We start from the raw sequence: 18,278 nt of genomic DNA, 5'->3' as shown, positions 1-18,278 counted from the left end.
GCGGCCTACCGGGCCACGACGCGGACGCGGTCGCCGTCTGCCAGGAAGCCGGCGCCCTGGACCACGATCTGCTCGCCCGCGTTCAGGCCCTCGCTCACCTCGACCGTGTCCTTGCCGCGCGAGCCGATGACGATCGCCCGGAAGCGCACCACCGACCCGGCGCCGAGCACGAACACGCCCGGCTTGTTGTCGCGGTAGACCACCGCGATCGCCGGCGCGGTCACGGCCGGCTGCTCGCCGACATTGATCTCGCCCTTGGCGAACATGCCCGGCCGGAAGCCGCCGGCGGTCGACAGGCTGATGCGGGCCAGGCCGACTCGGCTCTGGGTGTCGACGCGCGGGGTGACGACGCGGACGACGCCGCGCACCTGGCCCAGCTGGTCGGAACTCACGATCGCCGGCATGCCCGGGCGGACCAGGGACAGCTGGGTCTCGGGGACCTCGGCGCTGAGCTCCAGCCTGCCGTCGCGGACGAGGCGGAACAGTTCGGTCCCGGCGCCGACGATCTGTCCCTTCACGACGCTGCGCGAGGAGATGTAGCCCGAAACCGGCGCGCGGACCGTGGCCTGGCCGACGCGCGTGCGCATCTCGCCGAGGCCGGCCTCGGCGGCGGCCAGCTGGGCGGCGGCCGTGGCCTGGTTGGCCGTGGCGGTGTCGAGTCCGGCCTTTGAAAGGTAGCCGCGCGCATTGAGCTCCCGCGCCCGGCCCAGCGCCGCGTCCATCTGCGCGACGGTGGCGCGCGCGGCGGCGACGCTGGCTTCCTGCTGGCGCAGCTGGGCGCGCAGCAGGTCGGTGTTCATGACGACCAGAGGCTGGCCCTGGCGGACCCAGGCGGCCTCGTCGACCAGCACCTGCACGGCGGTCAGACCGCCCGTCTCGGCGCCGACCACGACCTCGTTCCACGCGACGATGTTGCCGCTGGCCGTCACCCGACGCGGCGCGGTGACCATGGTGGCGGCCTGCACGGTCACCGTTTGGCTGGCCGGCGCCGGTCCCGGCGCGGCCTTTTCATCCTTCTTGCCGCAGGCGGCGAGGGCCAGGACGGCCGCCGCGAGAAGCGCCGTCCGCCAGACGGGCCGGTCAATTGTCTGTCCCACCTGGTCGTCCCCTTGAGCCATGCCTTCTGGCGCTCGCCGGGCGGCCCGGCGAACGTCCCCTGCTATCTATGTCCGCGAGCGGTCTTCGCAAGTGCGAAATGGTTGTTTCCGACCGTCGATCGCCCCCGCCTCTCGCGTTGGCGCGGCAATGTGCTAGACGCGCACCATGACGACCCCTCTGTCCCATATCCGCAACTTCTCGATCGTGGCGCACATCGACCACGGCAAGTCCACGCTGTCGGACCGGCTGATCCAGGAAACCGGCGGCCTGACGGCGCGCGAGATGACCGCCCAGGTGCTCGACTCGATGGAAATCGAGAAGGAGCGCGGCATCACCATCAAGGCGCAGACCGTGCGCCTCGAGTACAAGGCCGACGACGGCGAGACCTATGTCCTGAACCTGATGGACACGCCCGGCCACGTCGACTTCGCCTATGAGGTCAGCCGCAGCCTCGCCGCCTGCGAGGGCTCGATCCTGGTGGTCGACGCGTCCCAGGGCGTCGAGGCCCAGACCCTGGCCAACGTCTATTCGGCGATCGACAACAACCACGAGATCGTCCCGGTCCTCAACAAGATCGACCTGCCCGCCGCCGAGCCCGAGCGCGTGCGCGCCCAGATCGAGGACCTGATCGGCCTGGACGCCAGCGACGCGGTCCTGTGCAGCGCCAAATCCGGCCTCGGCATCCACGACGTGCTGGAAGCCATCGTCACCCGCCTGCCCGCGCCCAAGGGCGACCCGGACGCGCCGCTGAAGGCGCTGCTGGTCGACGCCTGGTACGACGCCTACCTCGGCGTCGTCGTCCTCGTCCGCGTGATCGACGGCAGCCTGCGGGCCGGCCAGAAGATCAGGATGATGCAGCACGGCTCGGTCCACCTCGTGGACCGCGTCGGCGTGTTCAAGCCCAAGAACACCCCGGTCGACAGCCTCGGCCCCGGCGAGATCGGCTTCATCACCGCCCAGATCAAGGAAGTGGCCGACGCCGCCGTCGGCGACACCATCACCGACGAGAAAAAGCAGACCACCACCGCCCTGCCCGGGTTCAAGGACGTGCAGCCGGTCGTGTTCTGCGGCCTGTTCCCGGTCGACGCGGCCGACTTCGAGGACCTGCGCGCGGCCGTCGGCCGGCTGCGGCTCAACGACGCCAGCTTCACCTACGAGATGGAATCGAGCGCCGCGCTCGGCTTCGGCTTCCGCTGCGGCTTCCTCGGCCTGCTGCACCTGGAGATCATCCAGGAGCGCCTCTCCAGGGAGTTCGACCTCGACCTGATCGCGACCGCCCCGTCGGTGGTCTACAAGATCAACCTGCGCAACGGCGACCATGTCGACCTGCACAATCCCGCCGACATGCCCGACCCGATGCAGATCGAGAGCATCGAGGAGCCATGGATCAAGGCGACCATCTTCACCCCCGACGAATACCTCGGCGGGGTGATCAAGCTGTGCCAGGACCGCCGCGGCCAGCAGCGCGAGCTCAGCTACGTCGGCAACCGCGCCATGCTGGTCTACGACCTGCCGCTCAACGAGGTGGTGTTCGACTTCTATGACCGGCTAAAGTCGATCTCGAAGGGCTACGCGAGCTTCGACTACCAGGTCGAGGACTACCGCGCCGGCGACCTCGTCAAGATGAGCATCCTGGTCAACGCCGAGCCCGTCGACGCCCTCTCCATGCTGGTCCACCGCGACCGCGCCGAGAGCCGCGGCCGGGGCATGGTCGAGAAGATGAAGGACCTGATCCCGCAGCACATGTTCGTCATCCCGATCCAGGCGGCCATCGGCGGCCGGATCATCGCGCGGGAGACCGTGCGGGCCCTGCGCAAGGACGTGACGGCCAAGTGCTACGGCGGCGACGCCTCGCGCAAGCGCAAGCTGCTCGACAAGCAGAAGGCCGGCAAGAAGCGCATGCGCCAGTTCGGCAAGGTCGAGATTCCGCAGGAGGCGTTCATCGCGGCGCTGAAGATGGACGATAACTGAGGCCGGGCGTCCTTCTCCCGGCGGGAGAGGGTTTTCCCAGGCGGCGCCCCGCCCTACCCTCTTCGCGAAGAGAGGGCCGCACACCATGACCAACACTCCGGGCGCCCGTTTCGTCGCCACCGGCATCGGCGTGTCCGACCTCGCGAAGTCCGCCGACTTCTACACCCGGGTGCTCGGGATGACGGTCCAGCAGACCTTCAAGCTCGACCACATGGACGAGATCATGGTCGGCTATGAGGGCAAGGGGGCGTCGCTGGTGCTGATGCACTGGACCGACGGCTCGCCGCGCAACTACCGCGACAACCCGGTCAAGATCGTCCTCTACGTCCCCGATGCAGCGGCGGCCGTCGCGGCGATCCGGGCCGAGGGGCTGGAGATCGTCCGCGAGGCGGGGACGTCGCCCGGCATGGGCGGCGCGTTGATCGCCTTCGGCAAGGACCCGGACGGGTATCTGGTGGAGTTGATCCAGCGGCCGGCGCGCGAGGCGAAATAGCCGCGATTGTTAGCTAGATTGCTTGCGCTCAAAGAACTCGCGATGGTGTTGAAGGAATTTCGGGTGCGGCCACTGTGTCTTGTCGGTCGGCAGTATGAGGCGGCCTGACGGATTGAGCAGCCTCTCGATGGGCTCTGGAATTCCAGTCTTAGCCTTCAAGATAGTCAGGTCCTCCGCGACCGAGACTAGGCCGCGATCGAACAGCCAGTGCATTGTTCCTGACAGAGCGAGACCATTGCGCACCGAGTCTGGGCCCTTGTCCGCCACTGGCTTGATATGCGCCGCTTGAACTTCCGGCCGACCGCCGCCGTTGATCAACTTGAGGCCCGTCAGTGCGCATTGATTGTCGTAGGCGAGCCTAACGGCTCGTCGAAAAGCTCTGTCGCGGAACGGTCGAAGAAGGGTCTGCTCGACAAGCGGACGCTCAAACTCCATCGGCTCTTCTGCAACGCCGATGGCGTCCGCCAAACCACTGGGTTGGGTTAGTTCCTCCCAAGGGTCCTTATGGAAGCCGGCCGCGAGGATTGCTGCGAACTCGTGATCGGGCACGATCCTTACAGAACGACCAAATGCCCCTTTGCTGGTACCGCCATCCGGCCGCGTCAGCATGCTCTCGAAAGTCCCGCCTTCCCCTTTGAAGGGCACGAGGGTGTCGAACGTCAAATAACTGTCGACTGCAGCATAGAAGCGGTCGGAATCCTTGGGGTCCGGCGTAACACCGGTGACCCGAGCGGTAGCAAAATAGACCTGCTTTCCACCTTTGCTTGAGCTGTCAGCGGTCCCTCGGCGTGGTTCGTAGTAGACAATCTGATCGCCGACAGCCTGCTCGACCTGTCTCAGATAGGTGCGGGGGAAATGGTATCGTTCTTCGGGAAGGTCGTCGTAGGCCGGGCTGAGTTTAGTCGTAAAGACGGCCTTCGCCATGCGCCCGTTGCCCCTTTTCCACCGAAGAACAACTTACAGACTAACGACCGACTGACAAACGGGAAGCGCTTTCGCCAGCCAACACGGCAAGTCGCTCGTGGGTCTCGCCGCCCCGACATTCTCTAGTCAACCATAAGGCACAGCTTTCCTGATGCCTTGAAGGCCAGCTTGCTCTGGTGGGAGGCTTGGTCAAGGACGGCCCCGCAGGGGCCGCCGCTGCGCGGCCGCGACGCGGTCCTTGAGCAAGCCTCCCACCAGAGCGGACAATTCCATCAAGGGCTTCAGGGACGGCTCTCATCAGACCCGCAAATCCCCGTATTGCCGCATTCGTCTCGTGTGCTATTTTTACGTGCATGTCGATTTCCCCTCCCGCTCGACGTTGGAAGCGCGCGGTCGATGCGATCATGAAGCGCGACTACGCCATCGATACCGATGACGCCGGGATCGATGACGAAGAGCTCGCGCGCCACTTCGCGGACGGCGGTAGGCCCGAGGACTTCGTCCGTTGGTTCGCCGAGAAGTACGACCTCGACCGGCGTGACTCCTACTTCCCGGCCCCGCGACCGCCTCTGTAGGCGCCCACCGGAGCGGATCATTCCATCAAGGGCTTCAGGGTGAAATCCGTCCGGGCCTCACCCGCCCACGAACACCCAGCGCCGGTGCCAGTCGAGGTACCTCGCCTGGGCCTCGGTGAACGGGCCGACGCTGCGCTCACCCAGCCCGTCCAGTCCCATCGCCGCGAGGTCCGCTGCCGCCAGCGCCGGCGACACCCGCGCCCGGCCGTCATCCTCGAACCCGATCATCCCCCGGTCGAACAGGCGGTCGACGTCGGGGGTCAGCATCAGGCCGTTGGCGCCGTCGAGGCGCTGGGCGGGGGTGGCGCAGCTGCGCCAGGGGCGGATGTGGCTGGCGATGAGCAGCCAGGGGTTGGTCACGCCGGTGACGCGGCAGCGGGGTTCGAGGGCCAGCACGCGCTGGCGGAAGATCCCCTGCCCCCTTCGCGCGGTGACCAGCTGCTGCTTCTGCGTCGCGGTCAGGTCCGGGTCGGCGAGGATGGCGGCGGCGATCGCATCGTCGACCGCCTCGCGCTGGACGGCGAAGGCCGGCGGGGCCGTGTCGGCGTTCATGTCGGCGCCGCGCAGGGCGGCGCGGTCGAGGCGGGCGTCCCGCAGGACCCGCTCGAACAGCGGCCGGCCGATCTCGCTGAGGTAGGCCTTCTGCTCGCCGCGGCCGAGCGCGTTGAGCGGCGCGTGGCGGGCCGGCATCAGCGGGGCGAGGTCGGTGGCGTAGAGCGGCGCCGGCCGCACCGGCGGGTCGATCGGGACCCAGTGGACCGGCAGGCGCCAGCCGTCCGGCCCGTACGGGGCGTCGGCGTGGCCGAAGCCGGCGGGGCGCGGCGCCGGGAAAGCGCGGTCGGCGACCCGGCCGACGGCGCCGATCAGCCCGCCCGCGTAGGACAGGATCAGGTCGCCGGGAGCCGCGGCGCGGACGTTGTCCTGGGTGAGGTTGCGCGGGCCGGTCTCGCGCCTGGGGGCCCAGAGGAAGGCCCCGGCGATCTCCTCGCGCGCCGTGCGGCGATGATTGACCCACCAGTAGCGCATGAGGGGGCTCCGGGTGCGTGCAACTATACCCTGGGTTGCGGTTGCGAACCAGCGCGTCGGGCGGATTGCGTGGTTCGACACGCACCCTGCGGGTGCTGCTCACCATGACCAGCAAAAGTATCTGTCATCCTGAGCAGCCGCGAAGCGGCGTGTCGAAGGACGCACAGCGCACCCGTTACCCACTGGTACCCCTCCCCGCCGCCGCCTATCCTCGCCGGCAAAGCTGTCGAGGAAACGCGCCATGACCACCGGACCCGTGATCGGGCGGACGATCGCCGACTCCACGCCGTTCTGGCCGGAGAAGGTCAAGCCGCCGAAAGGGACGCCCAACATCCTGGTGGTGCTGTTCGACGACGTCGGCTTCAGCGACTTCGGCTGCTACGGCTCGCCGATCGAGACCCCGACCATCGACCGGCTGGCGGCCGAGGGGCTGCGCTACACGGGGTTCCACACCACGGCGATGTGCTCGACCACCCGGGCGGCGCTGATGACCGGGCGCAACCACCACAGCGTGGGCATGGGCTGCCTGGCCAACTTCGACAGCGGCTTTCCCGGCTATCGCGGCAAGATCGCCCGCGAGGCCGGCATGCTGCCCGAGATGCTCAAGGCCAACGGGTATCGAAGTTACATGGTCGGCAAGTGGCATGTGACGCCGCTGACCGAGAGCGGGGCGACCGGGCCGTTCGACGGCTGGCCGCTGGGGCGCGGGTTCGACCGGTTCTACGGCTTCCTCGACGCCGAGACCGACCAGTATTCGCCCGAACTGGTGCGCGACAACACGCCCGTCGCCGCGCCGGGGACCTACGAGACCGGCTATCACCTGACCGAGGATCTGGTCGACCAGACCATCCGCTACATCGCCGACCATACGGCCGATGACCCCGAGACGCCGTGGCTGACCTGGCTGGCGCTGGGCGCCTGCCACGCGCCGCACCAGGTTCCCAGGGCCATCATCGAAAAATACGACGCTGTATTTTCTGGCGGTTGGGACGTCGAGCGCGAGCGGCGGCTGGCGAAACAGAAGGCGCTGGGCATCGTGCCGGCCGACACGCGCATGCCGCCGCGCAACGACTGGGTGAAGCCCTGGGACGAGCATACGCCGGACGAGCAGCGGCTGTTCACCCGGCTGCAGGCGGCGTTCGCCGGGATGCTCGACCATGCCGACCAGCATCTGGCGCGGCTGGTGGCGTTTCTCGAGGACGCCGGCCTGCGCGAGGACACCCTGATCCTGGTGCTGTCGGACAACGGGGCCAGCCAGGAGGGCGGGCCGCTGGGCATGGTCAACGCCATGGGCCCCTACAACGGCAAGCCCGAGCCGATGGAGGAGAAGCTCGCCCGCATCGACGACATCGGCGGGCCGGACACGCATTCGAACTTCCCGCTCGGCTGGGCGATGGCGTCGAACACGCCGCTGCGGCGCTACAAGCAGAACACCCACGGCGGCGGCATCCGCGATCCGCTGGTGATCAGCTGGCCGGCGGGGATCCCGGCGCGGGGCGAGCTGCGCGGGCAGTTCACCCACGCCAGCGACGTGACGCCGACGCTGCTGGAGCTGCTGGGCCTGACGCCGCCGGCCGTGATCGCCGGGGTGGCGCAGACGCCGCTGGAGGGGACCAGCTTCAGGGCCTCGCTGTTCGACAGCACGGCGCCCGCCAAGACCGGGCCGCAGCATTTCGAGATGTTCGGCCACCGGGGGATCTGGCAGGACGGCTGGAAGGCGGTGGCGTTCCACCCGCCGGGCCGGCCGTTCGATGCGGACCAGTGGGAGCTCTACCACCTCGACCGGGACTTCTCGGAGACCGACGACCTGGCGGCCGCGCGGCCGGAGAAGCTCGAGGAAATGGTCGCCCTGTGGTGGACCCAGGCGGAGAAGCACCAGGTGCTGCCGCTCGACGACCGCTTCGCCGAGCGGTTCGCGGTCAACGCCCGGCGCTTCCACGGCGCGCGCAAGAAGTTCGTGTTCCACCGCGGCATGGGCCATGTGCCGACCGACGTGGCGCCCGACATCCGCAGCCGCAGCTACTTCATCGAGGCCGAGGCGCGGCTGGCGGCGGGCGACGAGGGGGTCCTGATCGCCCACGGCGACATGACCTGCGGCTACAGCCTGTTCGTCCGGGACGGGCGGCTGGTGCACGACATGAACATCGGCGGCCAGCATGTGACCCTGACCAGCGACCGGCCGGTCGAGCCCGGCCACCGGCGGCTGGGCGTGGCCGTGCGCCCGGGACCGGGCGGGCGGCGGGTGGTGCTGCTGATCGACGGCGCGCCGGCCGGCGAGCTGACCACGCCGCTGGGGTTCTACAACTTCATCAGCTGGTCGGGCCTCGACATCGGGCTCGACCGCGGCAGCCCGGTGGCCGACTACGCCGCGCCCTTCCAGTTCACCGGCCTGCTGAAGAAGGTCACCGTGACGATGGACGACGACCAGGACCTCGACGGCCAGGGCGTCGGCGACGCGGAGATGGCGCGGCAGTAGGGGGCGGCCCGATGTGAAAATTAGTCGCCGAACATCCCTCTAGCAGCTTTCCGGCGGGCACGGTTTTCGGCGGAGCGGTAGATGCGTTCGAGACGCTCCCGTATGGCTGACCGGCTGAGCCCTCCTTTAGACTCAACAATGTTATCGACGAGCAAGACGAGATCGACCGAATAGGCATGTTGTATGCGCCCCACGGTTCGCCATGATTGAGACACATGAAATCCGAGAGATCCAGAAGCGCCCCGTGCAGCGGCCTGAAGATGGCAAAGCCAATCCGTGGCTGCCTCAAAATCGATGTAACCCAACGCAAAATACTCGATCTGGTCTGAGAACAACGACCAGTACCTACGCTCCAATTGAGCCGTATCAGCGCCGGAAAGATATCCCTTTAGAATATCGTCGTAGCGCAGGTTGCAATGCATCAACACGTCAGCTTTTTTGCCATACTTCGCGACTTCATTTGCCCTAATGAAGCTGAAGAAGGCAACCGTTGCGCCTGCCAACACAAAGAACGGCGCAACGACCTGTACCCATGAAGCCAACGTTTCAAGCTGCATCCGGTCAAACCTTGCCTGCAATGTCTCAATGCCCTAACACGCTTCTCGGGCTCATTGAAGGGGGAAGGCATGCAGCCATGGGTGGTGGACGCAAAAGACTTGGATGTTCCTGACGACATTCAAGCGTTTGATACCAGTCTCCTATATCGCGTCCCGGCAATCGCTAGGTTTCTGGAAGATGACAATCGTGCCCACGTTGTCGTGGTTGGACCAAAGGGCTTTGGAAAAACCCTGCTGGTGAAGATCAAACGTCTCCACCTTGCGAAGAGCGGAATCCGCGCGCTTCCCAGAAACGCCTTACTCGACCGCCCTAGTGCCCGAGCCCCAGTCTTTGCCAACGATGAGACGGCTCACATCCTCAAGGAGCGAGATTATTGGGCGAACGTATGGCTCACGTCGTTCATGGTTTCATTCCTGAAAGAAGATTATGAATTTGAACAAATATCGGATTTAGTTCGATCAATTGACTGCGGAATATTGATACAAGTACTTAATGATCCGATCCTTTTCAGTCCATCCGACATATTTAAACGGCTTCTTCGAATTTCCCCGACAGACTATTTTTCTTTACTAAACGACAACGACACCCTATCGGTTCATATTCGACGAGTTCATACGCCAACTTACATCTTCTTGGACAATGTTGACGAATTTTTCGACATTCACCTTGACGATAGCCCCCGAAAGGCCAGTGTTTATGGATCTCGGAAGAAAGATTTTTGGTACAATGCCCAAATCGGCGCCGTAAACGCCGCAAGACAATTATCACTCCTCAATTCTCACCTTCGCGTTTACTGTTCAATACGTCAGGAAGCCCTCGAGCGCGCTCTCGATGGCAATGTGGCCGCCCTGCAACTCAGGGGATCCTGTCTCGAACTGAGCTACACCTCAAGCGACCTCCGGGAGATTCTGGTTCGCAACATCCTGGCAGAGCCACCCGAACGATTGGTGGACCCCAAGGCGGATGATCCCTTTGCCGCTTGGGTTGGCTCGGAAAATCTTATGCTGGAGCATGCTACAACTGGCGAGTCAGAGCATATCGCCGACTATATTGTGCGGCATTCTCTATTTCGCCCCCGGGATGTAGTCTACATTGGCGGTCGCATATCTGATTTAAGCCCCGCAGACCGGTCCTCCCTCCAAATAAAGATGACGGTCAACAGAGCCGCCAGCGAGATTGCCGACTTCTATCTAAAGGAGTGGAAGCCCCACCTGTTGGGGTTTGATCCTGAAATTCTCCTCCCGCTAATCGGAAGAAACGTTCTGGATGCAGAAGAGGTGGATTCGATTCGGGATAGATATATTGTAGACTATTCATCAGCGCATCCTGACGAAGCGGATTATGCCGGTAACATATTTCCCAATCTCTTTAGGATGGGCCTTCTTGGGTATGTTGGAAGGCTTGCGGCGGCCCCGGGAAATGCGTGGCAAATTTTCCATATGCTTACCGGGGAGAGGGCCGCGCCTACGGGGCGACTGCCTGAGTCGGACACCTACCTCGTTCACCCTGTTCTGACCGACCTAATCGCCGGCACATATTCACGCGACTATATGCGCCGCCTGAATCGTATGAACATCATTCGGGCCAACGGATTATGGCGAAACAAGACTGATGGCTATTTCGTCATTCAGGCCGATCTGGTTGGTTTTTCGCGCACAATGAACGAGTTTGAGTATCGCGAGGTGTTGAAAGCGTTCCGCCTTAGCGCATCTGTTTCAGGCAAGAATCTCCGCTATTCGAAGGTCGAGATGGGCGATCGCATTCTCATGATTGACCAAAGTCCCACAAACATCATCAACGCACTGCTGAGTTTAGTTAGAGAACTTGAGACTAAGGGATATGGCGGCGACGGCCTCAGAGCTGGCGGCGACTATGGAGTGGTAGTTTTCGACGGCCCTACTAGTGCCGAGAATCCTCTGGGAAAACCACTACGGACTTCTGGTAGACTTGAGGCGAAATCCCAAGCTGGGAAGCTCCGTGTCACTGATAGCTTTCAGAGTCGATTGAAGGATTTCAAGGTTCGCCTTCCACCATTTGTCGAATTCGGGGAAATCGACATTGCGAAGGATGGTGAGAACCCGGAGCCGCGAATGGTGTATGACCTTGAACTAGGCATCGCTCCACCGATGAAATAGACGAACTGATTGCGGAAAAATGCACCCTTAACAGTTGAGATTGGGCCCGATGATGAAACGCACCCTGCCCCTTCTCGCCGCCCTGTCGCTCGCCGCCTGTTCGCAGGAGCCGGCCAAGGAGACCTCCGGCCCGGCCGCCGATCCGCCGCCCGTGACGACCCCGGCCGCTGAAACGCCCGCGCCCGTCCCCGCCCCCACGCCCGACGGCGGCGAACAGGGCGGGACCGACCTGTGGCGCAAGGTGGCCAACGCCGACGACCAGAGCCGCATCGACCGGCTGGCCGACGCCTGGAATCAGGCCCTCGCCGACGCCAACAAGGGCCATCTGCACGGGGCCGAGATCGACGCCCTCGGCCTGCTGGGCGTGCCCGACGCGGCCCTGACCGGCAACCTCCAGCCGGGCCCGGGCAGGTACCGCTGCCGCACGATCAAGATCGGGTCGATGGGCGCCAGCGACCTGACCTATGTCGCCTACCCCTGGTTCACCTGCAGCGTCGAGCTGACGCCCGGCGGCGACCTGATCCTGACCAAGACCGGCGGCAGCCAGCGCACCCGCGGCCTGCTCTATCCCGACACCGACCGGCGGCTGGTCTATGTCGGCGCCCAGGCCTGGGGCAGCGACGAGACGACTTACCCCGCCTATGGCCAGAATCCCGAGCGCGACCAGGTCGGCGTGTTCGAACGGGTCGGCGCCGACCGCTGGCGGCTGGTGCTGCCCTGGCCGAAGCAGGAGTCGAAGCTGGAGATCCTGGAGTTGCGAAAGTAGCGGCGTTGCGTCCTTCGAGACGCGATCCTGATGGATCGCTCCTCAGGATGACGAACATCTGTGCCCGTCATGGTGAGGAGCGAGGCCTCAGCCGACCCCGGACTGAATCCGGGGCTCGAACCACGCAACCTGCAACCGCGCGCAAGACCTCCCCTCACCCCTTGTGTGGCCCGTGAGCCACACCTACATCGGCCTTGTCCGGTTGCGCTTGATCAAGGTGACCGGGGCCATTCCGCCGTAACGGGGACAGCATGAACATCGACCTCTATTCCGACCGCGCCAAGCAGGCGATCCAGTCCGCGCAGTCGTTGGCGCTCGCGCGCCGCCACCAGAACCTGACGCCCGAGCACATCCTCAAGGTGCTGCTGGAAGAGAAGGACGGCCTGAGCCGCGCCCTGATCCAGAGCGCCGGCGGCCGGCCCGACGCGGTCGATACCGCCGTCGAGAGCCTGCTGACGAAGATGCCGAAGGTCGAGGGCGGCTCCGGCCAGCTCTATCTGAAGCCCGAATCCGCCCGCGTGTTCGCCAGGGCGGAAGAGGACGCCAAGAAGGCCGGCGACGCCTTCGTCACCACCGAACGCCTGCTGATCGCCCTGGCCGCCGAGGGCGGCGAGGCCGGCAAGGCGCTGAAGGACGCCGGCGCGTCCGAGAAGTCGCTGGAAGCGGCCGCCGCCGACGTGCGCAAGGGCCGCACCGCCGACAGCGCCAGCGCCGAGGAAGGCTATGACGCGCTGAAGCGCTACGCCCGCGACCTGACCCAGGCCGCGCGCGACGACAAGCTGGACCCGGTGATCGGCCGCGACGAGGAAATCCGCCGCACCATCCAGGTGCTGAGCCGCCGGACCAAGAACAACCCCGTGCTGATCGGCGAACCGGGCGTCGGCAAGACCGCCATCGTCGAGGGCCTCGCCCTGCGCATCGTCAACGGCGACGTGCCGGAAAGCCTGAAGGACAAGAAGCTGCTGTCGCTGGACATGGGCAGCCTGATCGCCGGCGCGAAGTATCGCGGCGAGTTCGAGGAGCGGCTGAAGGCCGTGCTCGGCGAGGTCACCGCCGCCGAGGGCAGCATCATCCTGTTTATCGACGAGATGCACACCCTCGTCGGCGCCGGCAAGGGCGACGGGGCGATGGACGCCTCCAACCTGCTCAAGCCCGCCCTGGCGCGCGGCGAGTTGCACTGCGTCGGCGCCACCACGCTCGATGAGTACCGCAAGCACGTGGAGAAAGACGCGGCCCTGGCCCGTCGCTTCCAGCCCGTGTTCGTCGGCGAGCCCACGGTCGAGGACACCGTCTCGATCCTGCGCGGGCTGAAGGAGAAGTACGAGCTGCACCACGGGGTGCGCATCAGCGACAGCGCCATCGTCGCGGCCGCCACCCTGAGCAACCGCTACATCGCCGACCGCTTCCTGCCCGACAAGGCCATCGACCTGATGGACGAGGCGGCCAGCCGCGTGCGCATGGCCGTCGACTCCAAGCCCGAGGAGCTGGACGAGATCGACCGGCGCCTGGTGATGCTGAAGATCGAGCGCGAGGCCTTGAAGAAGGAAACCGACGCCGCCAGCAAGCAGCGGCTGGAAGCCATCGAGGACGAGATCGACGAACTGCAGGTCGAGTCCGACGAGATGACCGCCCGCTGGAAGGCCGAGAAAGACAAGGTCGGCAGCGCCGCCCAGGTCCGCGAGGCGCTGGAACGCCTGCGCGCCGAACTGGCCGCCGCCCAGCGTCGCGGCGACCTGCAGCGCGCGTCCGAGATCGCCTACGGCGAAATCCCCCAGATCGAGAAGCGCCTGGCCGCCGAGGACGACAAGGCCGCCGAGAACCCGCTCTCCCCCGAGGTGGTCGACGCCGAGCAGATCGCCGCCGTCGTCAGCCGCTGGACCGGCGTGCCGGTCGACAAGATGCTTGAGGGCGAGCGCGAGAAGCTGCTGAAGATGGAAGACGCCCTGCGCGGCCGCGTGGTCGGGCAGGAAGAGGCCCTGCTGGCCGCGTCCGACGCCGTGCGCCGCGCCCGCGCCGGCCTGCAGGACCCCGGCAAGCCGATCGGCAGCTTCCTGTTTCTCGGCCCCACGGGCGTGGGCAAGACCGAGCTGACCAAGGCCCTGGCCGAGTTCATGTTCGACGACGAGAGCGCCATCACCCGCCTCGACATGAGCGAGTACATGGAGAAGCACAGCGTCAGCCGCATGATCGGGGCCCCTCCCGGCTATGTCGGCTATGACGAGGGCGGGGCCCTGACCGAAGCCGTGCGGCGCCGGCCCTACCAGGTCGTGCTGTTCGACGAGGTCGAGAAGGCGCACCCGGACGTGTTCAACATCCTGCTGCAGGTGCTCGACGACGGCCGCCTGACCGACGGCCAGGGCCGCACCGTCGACTTCCGCAACACCGTGATCATCCTGACCAGCAACATGGGCGCCGAGTTCCTCGCCCAGCTGGACGAGGGCGAGGATGTCGAGGCCGTGCGGCCGCAGGTGATGGAGGTCGTGCGGCGCAGCTTCCGGCCCGAGTTCCTCAACCGCCTGGACGAGATCATCCTGTTCAAGCGGCTGGGCCGCGGCGAGATGGGCAACATCGTCAGGATCCAGCTGCAGCGCGTCGAGAAGCTGCTGGCCGACCGCCGGATGAGCATCGCGCTGGACAACGGCGCCCTGCACTGGCTGGCCGAGCGCGGCTACGACCCCGTCTACGGGGCCCGGCCGCTCAAGCGGGTGATCCAGAAGGAGCTGATGGACCCGATCGCGCGCAAGCTGCTGGCCGGCGAGATGGCGGACGGCAGCGTGATCGAGGTGTCAGCCGACGCGGACGGTCTGGTGATCGGCAAGGCGCGGGTGCACTGAGGCCTTTGGTTGCGGAATCTGATTTGCGCGTTATGATTGCAATTCAGATTCCGCTCATCCCGGCGAAGGCCGGGACCCAGGCTTTTTCGCCATGGCCTTCTACGTCTACATCCTGGCCAGCAAACGAAACGGCACGCTCTACATCGGGTCGACCGATAGCCTGACGCGGCGGATCTGGGAGCATCGGGAAGGCCTTCGACCGGGATTTACCAAGGCCCACGGCGTGACGATGCTGGTCTGGTATCAGGCCTTCGACACGCGGGGTGGCGCGTTTCGCCGTGAGCGTCAGATGAAGGAATGGCAGCGGCTGTGGAAGCTGCGCCTGATCGAGCGAACCAATCCCGGCTGGCGCGATCTCTATGAGGACCTTCTGTAAAAAACCTGGGTCCCGGCCTTCGCCGGGATGAGCGGAGTTCTTTTTTGAGCCTCCGCAGCCTGGCCCCTACGCCTCATCAAACGGCGGGGGCAGCCTTCCGGCCTTGAACAGGATCGTCGGCGTCTCGTCGAAGTCGCCCATTTCCATGTCGCCGGTGGCGCTGAAGGCGACCACGCCGAGGCGCAGGGGGGCGAGGCGTTCGGCGCGGCGCATCGCCTCCTCGGCCGTCTTGCAGACCAGCGCCTGCTCCGACTTCAGGGCCTTGCCGCGTCCCGCGATGAAGGCCTGGACGAGATGAACGGTCTGAACGGCCATGGGGGGGCTCCGGCGCGCGGACGCCCTGTGCGGCAGCGGCCCGCCGCATAGCACGCGTCGGCCGTCTGTCCGGCGCAACTTCGCGGCATCGTCCGCCCTAGGGCAGGTTCAGCTGCCAGCTGATGCCGAAGCGGTCGCTGATCCAGGTGAACCGGCGGCTGAAGCCGTAGTCGGCCGGCTCCATGTAGACCTGTCCGTCCTCGCCGAGTCCCGCCGCCAGCCGGTCGAATTCCGCGTCGCTCTCGCAGGTGACGAAGAAGGAGAAGGACGGGGTGAAGGTGAAGGCATGGCGCACGATGCTGTCGTTGATCATCACCGACTGGCCCGCGACCGTCAGCGTCGCGCTGGCGATCTTGCCCTCGACCGCCGGCGCCTCGGGGCCGTAGCGCAGCAGATCGGTCACCCGGGCGTCGGGGAACTGCGCGGTGTAGAGCGCGATCGCCGCGTCGGCGTCGCCCTGGAACATCAGAAACGGACGGACCTGGCTGGCCATGACGCGCTGCCTTCCCAATCGCCCTAGAGGGCCTTTGTCATGATGACCAGCGGCACGGGGGCGCCGCCCCGATCATCAAAACGGCGTTCGATGACCCGAAACCCGCAAGCGGCATAAAGCGGCTGGCCTGCAAGGGTTCCCGCCAGTTCGACACGTTTGAAGCCCGCGCGCCGGGCTGCCTGTTCGCAGAGCATCAGGATGCGCCGGCCGACGCCGCGGCGGGCAAACTCGGGGCGGGTGTACATGGCGCGGATGCGGGCCGCGTCGACGTCCGGGTCGAGCGCGTGGGCGTCGCGGCCGGGGCTGTGGTCGCCGCCATAGAGGGTCGCCCGCCGGCTCCAGCCGCCGCAGCCGGCGATCTCGCCGTCGATCTCGACGACGAAGTAGGTCCCGTCGGCGATCAGCTGGCTGTCGAGACCCATGATCAGGCGCGAGGCGGCGATCTGTTCGGGCGACAGAAACGCGGCCTGGAGCGCGCCGATGGCCTGGTCCATCAGGGCGCTCAGGGCCGGCATGTCCTCCGGCGTGGCCAGACGATCGGTGAGGGTCATGGCCGGAGGTTAACGCGGCCGCGACATTCCGTCCCCAATTTCGCCCGATCCGTGCTATACGACCTGCAACCCCGCGCGCGGATGGCGCGCCGGCCGCCGGTATTTCAGGCGGCAGATTGGAGACTCCATGATCGAGGAAGGTTTCGTGCGGATGTACGCGCACGACTTCGCAGCCCTGGCGGCCCGCGCCGAAGGCGGCTCCGACGTCGAAGCCCTGGTGCGCAAGCGGATCGACGAAGCCCGCTCGCACGCCGCCCTGATGGACGCCCGCAAGGGCGACGGCCACCTGCCCGCGGTCGCCGATCGGGTGGCCCATGAAGCCGAACGCGAGGACGTCCGGTTTGTCCGCGCCGGCCAGGATGTGCCCGGCGCCCTCGCCCGCCGGAAGGAATTCCTGCTGGAGATCGTCAACCTCCTGCGCTCCCCGCCGGTTGCGGCGGGACGGGTTTCAATCGCGGTTCGCGGGTAGCGCGACTCACTCGGCTTGCCTGACCGGCGAAAAAGTGCGACGAAATCGCCGTCGAAATTTCGCTTAGGTTCGGTCGCCATCCACCGCACGTCTTGAAGTCTTGCGCCGGACCTGTCCTTCGATCCTTCCGAAATACCGATGCTACCGCGCCCTTCGGGGCGCAACCTGACTGTTGAAAGAGGTTACATCCATGGCTACCGGAACCGTGAAGTGGTTCAACGCCACCAAGGGCTACGGCTTCATCCAGCCGGACGACGGCGGCGCTGACGTCTTCGTCCACATCTCGGCCGTTGAGCGCGCCGGCATGCGTTCGCTGAACGAAGGCCAGAAGCTGAGCTACGAACTCGAGCGCGACCAGCGCTCGGGCAAGACCTCGGCGGGCCAGCTGCAAGCCTCCTAAGGGCTTACGGCGCGAAGCTTGACGGGCCGGCCTCCCCGCGGAGGCCGGCCCGTTTTCATTCGGGGGTCAGAATCCGAAGGACAGGCCGCCGACCACCGCGGACTCCGCGCCCGGGCCGTCGCTGTCGGTGTATTCCAGCGTCAGGCTCACCGGGCCGAAATCCTTCGCCAGACCCAGGGCCCAGTCGATCTTGCCGTCGGCGAAGGCGCCGTCCTCGCGGCCGATGTGGCCGCTGATGCTGACCGGCCAGCGTTCCGGCGCGTAGTCGCCGGCCAGGGACAGATAGAGGTTGTCGTCCCCGCCGAGATTGTCCTGGGCCGGCGCCCAGGCCAGGCCGAGCGTGGTGGTGAAGGCCCCGGAGGCGCGCGACGCCGACAGCGGGATCTCGACATAGTCCACGTTCGATCCATCCGGGTAGCCGTAGTACATGACCGCCGCGTCCCAGTCCCAGCCCCCCAGGCTGAAGGTCTTTCCGACGACCAGATCGACCTCGACCCTGGCGCCGTCGCCGTCCGGCCCGACGCCATATTCGGCGATCCCCGCGCCCCAGACCGAGGCGTAGACGCCGTTCGGCGCGGTCGCGGTCAGGCCGCCCTGCACCGACGGGTCGCCGTCGGACAGGGAGTAGCCGCGATAGCGGTAGTCGCTGACCACGCCGATCTCGCCGGACAGCGTCCAGCCGCCCGAAGGCGCGTCTTCCGCGGCCCGGGCCGCGCCGGCGGCCATCAGCAATCCGCCGGCGGCCAGTATGGACAAGGATCTGATCATTAGCGCCTCCCGCCTCGATTTTCGTGATCCTCGGCGCCCAAGGTTAACAA

18 protein-coding genes are annotated in these 18,278 nt (G+C 66.0%); 10 read left to right on the top strand and 8 right to left on the bottom strand.

The features are described from left to right. Positions 1-5: 5 nt before the first annotated feature. On the bottom strand, positions 6-1,097 hold the full coding sequence (locus AC1RN0_RS02290; protein ID WP_492785806.1) for an efflux RND transporter periplasmic adaptor subunit: 1,092 nt from the start codon (positions 1,095-1,097) through the stop codon (positions 6-8). Positions 1,098-1,263: 166 nt separating this feature from the next. Here AC1RN0_RS02290 and lepA point away from each other — a divergent pair, with 166 nt between their 5' ends. Together lepA and AC1RN0_RS02280 are read left to right on the top strand one after the other, a co-directional pair. Beyond that, positions 1,264-3,069 carry a translation elongation factor 4 gene (gene lepA / locus AC1RN0_RS02285; protein ID WP_492785805.1) on the top strand — a complete coding sequence of 602 codons (1,806 nt, stop codon included), beginning with the start codon at positions 1,264-1,266 and terminating at the stop codon, positions 3,067-3,069. Between the two features lie 85 nt (positions 3,070-3,154). After that, positions 3,155-3,562, top strand: a complete 408-nt coding sequence (locus AC1RN0_RS02280; protein ID WP_492785804.1) for a VOC family protein — start codon at positions 3,155-3,157, stop codon at positions 3,560-3,562. 9 nt (positions 3,563-3,571) lie between these two features. Here the strand turns inward: AC1RN0_RS02280 and AC1RN0_RS02275 are convergent, their stop codons facing one another. After that, positions 3,572-4,486, bottom strand: a complete 915-nt coding sequence (locus tag AC1RN0_RS02275; protein ID WP_492785803.1) for an HNH endonuclease — start codon at positions 4,484-4,486, stop codon at positions 3,572-3,574. Between the two features lie 404 nt (positions 4,487-4,890). On the opposite strand from AC1RN0_RS02275, the gene AC1RN0_RS02270 reads away from it, so the two are divergent. Then, entirely contained in the window at positions 4,891-5,061 is a 171-nt protein-coding gene (locus tag AC1RN0_RS02270) for a hypothetical protein (RefSeq protein WP_492785802.1), read from the top strand. A gap of 57 nt (positions 5,062-5,118) precedes the next feature. Here AC1RN0_RS02270 and AC1RN0_RS02265 read toward each other — a convergent pair whose 3' ends face one another. Further along, a complete protein-coding gene (locus AC1RN0_RS02265) occupies positions 5,119-6,087 on the bottom strand; it encodes an HNH endonuclease (RefSeq protein WP_492785801.1) in 969 nt (322 codons plus the stop codon). Positions 6,088-6,328: 241 nt separating this feature from the next. Between AC1RN0_RS02265 and AC1RN0_RS02260 the strand changes: the two genes are divergently transcribed. Then, on the top strand, positions 6,329-8,563 hold the full coding sequence (locus tag AC1RN0_RS02260; RefSeq protein WP_492785800.1) for an arylsulfatase: 2,235 nt from the start codon (positions 6,329-6,331) through the stop codon (positions 8,561-8,563). A 20-nt stretch (positions 8,564-8,583) separates the two neighbouring features. Here the strand turns inward: AC1RN0_RS02260 and AC1RN0_RS02255 are convergent, their stop codons facing one another. Beyond that, on the bottom strand, positions 8,584-9,120 hold the full coding sequence (locus AC1RN0_RS02255; RefSeq protein ID WP_492785799.1) for a hypothetical protein: 537 nt from the start codon (positions 9,118-9,120) through the stop codon (positions 8,584-8,586). Positions 9,121-9,189: 69 nt separating this feature from the next. On the opposite strand from AC1RN0_RS02255, the gene AC1RN0_RS02250 reads away from it, so the two are divergent. The 4 genes from AC1RN0_RS02250 to AC1RN0_RS02235 all read left to right on the top strand — a co-directional run bounded on the left by AC1RN0_RS02250 (position 9,190) and on the right by AC1RN0_RS02235 (position 15,232). After that, positions 9,190-11,256, top strand: coding sequence for a hypothetical protein (locus tag AC1RN0_RS02250; protein WP_492785798.1), 2,067 nt, complete (start codon positions 9,190-9,192; stop codon positions 11,254-11,256). Positions 11,257-11,305: 49 nt separating this feature from the next. Beyond that, positions 11,306-12,022 (top strand): DUF4893 domain-containing protein, encoded by a 717-nt coding sequence (locus AC1RN0_RS02245; protein ID WP_492785797.1) that lies wholly within the window; start codon positions 11,306-11,308, stop codon positions 12,020-12,022. Between the two features lie 251 nt (positions 12,023-12,273). Beyond that, on the top strand, positions 12,274-14,856 hold the full coding sequence (gene clpB / locus AC1RN0_RS02240; RefSeq protein WP_492785796.1) for an ATP-dependent chaperone ClpB: 2,583 nt from the start codon (positions 12,274-12,276) through the stop codon (positions 14,854-14,856). A 91-nt stretch (positions 14,857-14,947) separates the two neighbouring features. Beyond that, the gene (locus AC1RN0_RS02235; RefSeq protein ID WP_492785795.1) at positions 14,948-15,232 is read left to right on the top strand and encodes a GIY-YIG nuclease family protein; all 285 of its coding nucleotides are present in this window, start codon (positions 14,948-14,950) and stop codon (positions 15,230-15,232) included. A gap of 66 nt (positions 15,233-15,298) precedes the next feature. Here AC1RN0_RS02235 and AC1RN0_RS02230 read toward each other — a convergent pair whose 3' ends face one another. From AC1RN0_RS02230 to AC1RN0_RS02220, 3 genes are all read right to left on the bottom strand, one after another. Further along, entirely contained in the window at positions 15,299-15,547 is a 249-nt protein-coding gene (locus AC1RN0_RS02230) for a hypothetical protein (RefSeq protein ID WP_492785794.1), read from the bottom strand. Positions 15,548-15,644: 97 nt separating this feature from the next. Further along, on the bottom strand, positions 15,645-16,040 hold the full coding sequence (locus tag AC1RN0_RS02225) for a VOC family protein (protein WP_492785793.1): 396 nt from the start codon (positions 16,038-16,040) through the stop codon (positions 15,645-15,647). Positions 16,041-16,063: 23 nt separating this feature from the next. After that, positions 16,064-16,591 (bottom strand): GNAT family N-acetyltransferase, encoded by a 528-nt coding sequence (locus AC1RN0_RS02220; RefSeq protein WP_492785792.1) that lies wholly within the window; start codon positions 16,589-16,591, stop codon positions 16,064-16,066. A 127-nt stretch (positions 16,592-16,718) separates the two neighbouring features. On the opposite strand from AC1RN0_RS02220, the gene AC1RN0_RS02215 reads away from it, so the two are divergent. Together AC1RN0_RS02215 and AC1RN0_RS02210 are read left to right on the top strand one after the other, a co-directional pair. Further along, the gene (locus AC1RN0_RS02215; protein WP_492785791.1) at positions 16,719-17,060 is read left to right on the top strand and encodes a hypothetical protein; all 342 of its coding nucleotides are present in this window, start codon (positions 16,719-16,721) and stop codon (positions 17,058-17,060) included. A gap of 190 nt (positions 17,061-17,250) precedes the next feature. Further along, positions 17,251-17,460 (top strand): cold-shock protein, encoded by a 210-nt coding sequence (locus tag AC1RN0_RS02210; protein ID WP_488899127.1) that lies wholly within the window; start codon positions 17,251-17,253, stop codon positions 17,458-17,460. Between the two features lie 66 nt (positions 17,461-17,526). Here the strand turns inward: AC1RN0_RS02210 and AC1RN0_RS02205 are convergent, their stop codons facing one another. Beyond that, entirely contained in the window at positions 17,527-18,228 is a 702-nt protein-coding gene (locus tag AC1RN0_RS02205; RefSeq protein WP_492785790.1) for a TorF family putative porin, read from the bottom strand. Positions 18,229-18,278 lie beyond the last annotated feature (50 nt).

This window comes from Caulobacter sp. GW821-FHT12F03 (assembly GCF_058806855.1).
This window is presented reverse-complemented; position numbering and strand designations above follow the sequence as displayed.

Excerpts from the sequence above, each read along its gene's own strand:
- AC1RN0_RS02280 (WP_492785804.1), top strand. The coding sequence starts at position 3,155 with ATGACCAACACTCCGGGCGCCCGTTTCGTCGCCACCGGCATCGGCGTG.
- lepA (WP_492785805.1), top strand. The coding sequence starts at position 1,264 with ATGACGACCCCTCTGTCCCATATCCGCAACTTCTCGATCGTGGCGCAC.
- AC1RN0_RS02245 (WP_492785797.1), top strand. The coding sequence starts at position 11,306 with ATGATGAAACGCACCCTGCCCCTTCTCGCCGCCCTGTCGCTCGCCGCC.
- AC1RN0_RS02220 (WP_492785792.1), bottom strand. The coding sequence starts at position 16,591 with ATGACCCTCACCGATCGTCTGGCCACGCCGGAGGACATGCCGGCCCTG.
- AC1RN0_RS02255 (WP_492785799.1), bottom strand. The coding sequence starts at position 9,120 with ATGCAGCTTGAAACGTTGGCTTCATGGGTACAGGTCGTTGCGCCGTTC.
- AC1RN0_RS02235 (WP_492785795.1), top strand. The coding sequence starts at position 14,948 with ATGGCCTTCTACGTCTACATCCTGGCCAGCAAACGAAACGGCACGCTC.
- AC1RN0_RS02225 (WP_492785793.1), bottom strand. The coding sequence starts at position 16,040 with ATGGCCAGCCAGGTCCGTCCGTTTCTGATGTTCCAGGGCGACGCCGAC.
- AC1RN0_RS02275 (WP_492785803.1), bottom strand. The coding sequence starts at position 4,486 with ATGGCGAAGGCCGTCTTTACGACTAAACTCAGCCCGGCCTACGACGAC.
- AC1RN0_RS02265 (WP_492785801.1), bottom strand. The coding sequence starts at position 6,087 with ATGCGCTACTGGTGGGTCAATCATCGCCGCACGGCGCGCGAGGAGATC.
- clpB (WP_492785796.1), top strand. The coding sequence starts at position 12,274 with ATGAACATCGACCTCTATTCCGACCGCGCCAAGCAGGCGATCCAGTCC.
- AC1RN0_RS02270 (WP_492785802.1), top strand. The coding sequence starts at position 4,891 with ATGAAGCGCGACTACGCCATCGATACCGATGACGCCGGGATCGATGAC.
- AC1RN0_RS02210 (WP_488899127.1), top strand. The coding sequence starts at position 17,251 with ATGGCTACCGGAACCGTGAAGTGGTTCAACGCCACCAAGGGCTACGGC.
- AC1RN0_RS02215 (WP_492785791.1), top strand. The coding sequence starts at position 16,719 with ATGATCGAGGAAGGTTTCGTGCGGATGTACGCGCACGACTTCGCAGCC.
- AC1RN0_RS02250 (WP_492785798.1), top strand. The coding sequence starts at position 9,190 with ATGCAGCCATGGGTGGTGGACGCAAAAGACTTGGATGTTCCTGACGAC.
- AC1RN0_RS02205 (WP_492785790.1), bottom strand. The coding sequence starts at position 18,228 with ATGATCAGATCCTTGTCCATACTGGCCGCCGGCGGATTGCTGATGGCC.
- AC1RN0_RS02230 (WP_492785794.1), bottom strand. The coding sequence starts at position 15,547 with ATGGCCGTTCAGACCGTTCATCTCGTCCAGGCCTTCATCGCGGGACGC.
- AC1RN0_RS02260 (WP_492785800.1), top strand. The coding sequence starts at position 6,329 with ATGACCACCGGACCCGTGATCGGGCGGACGATCGCCGACTCCACGCCG.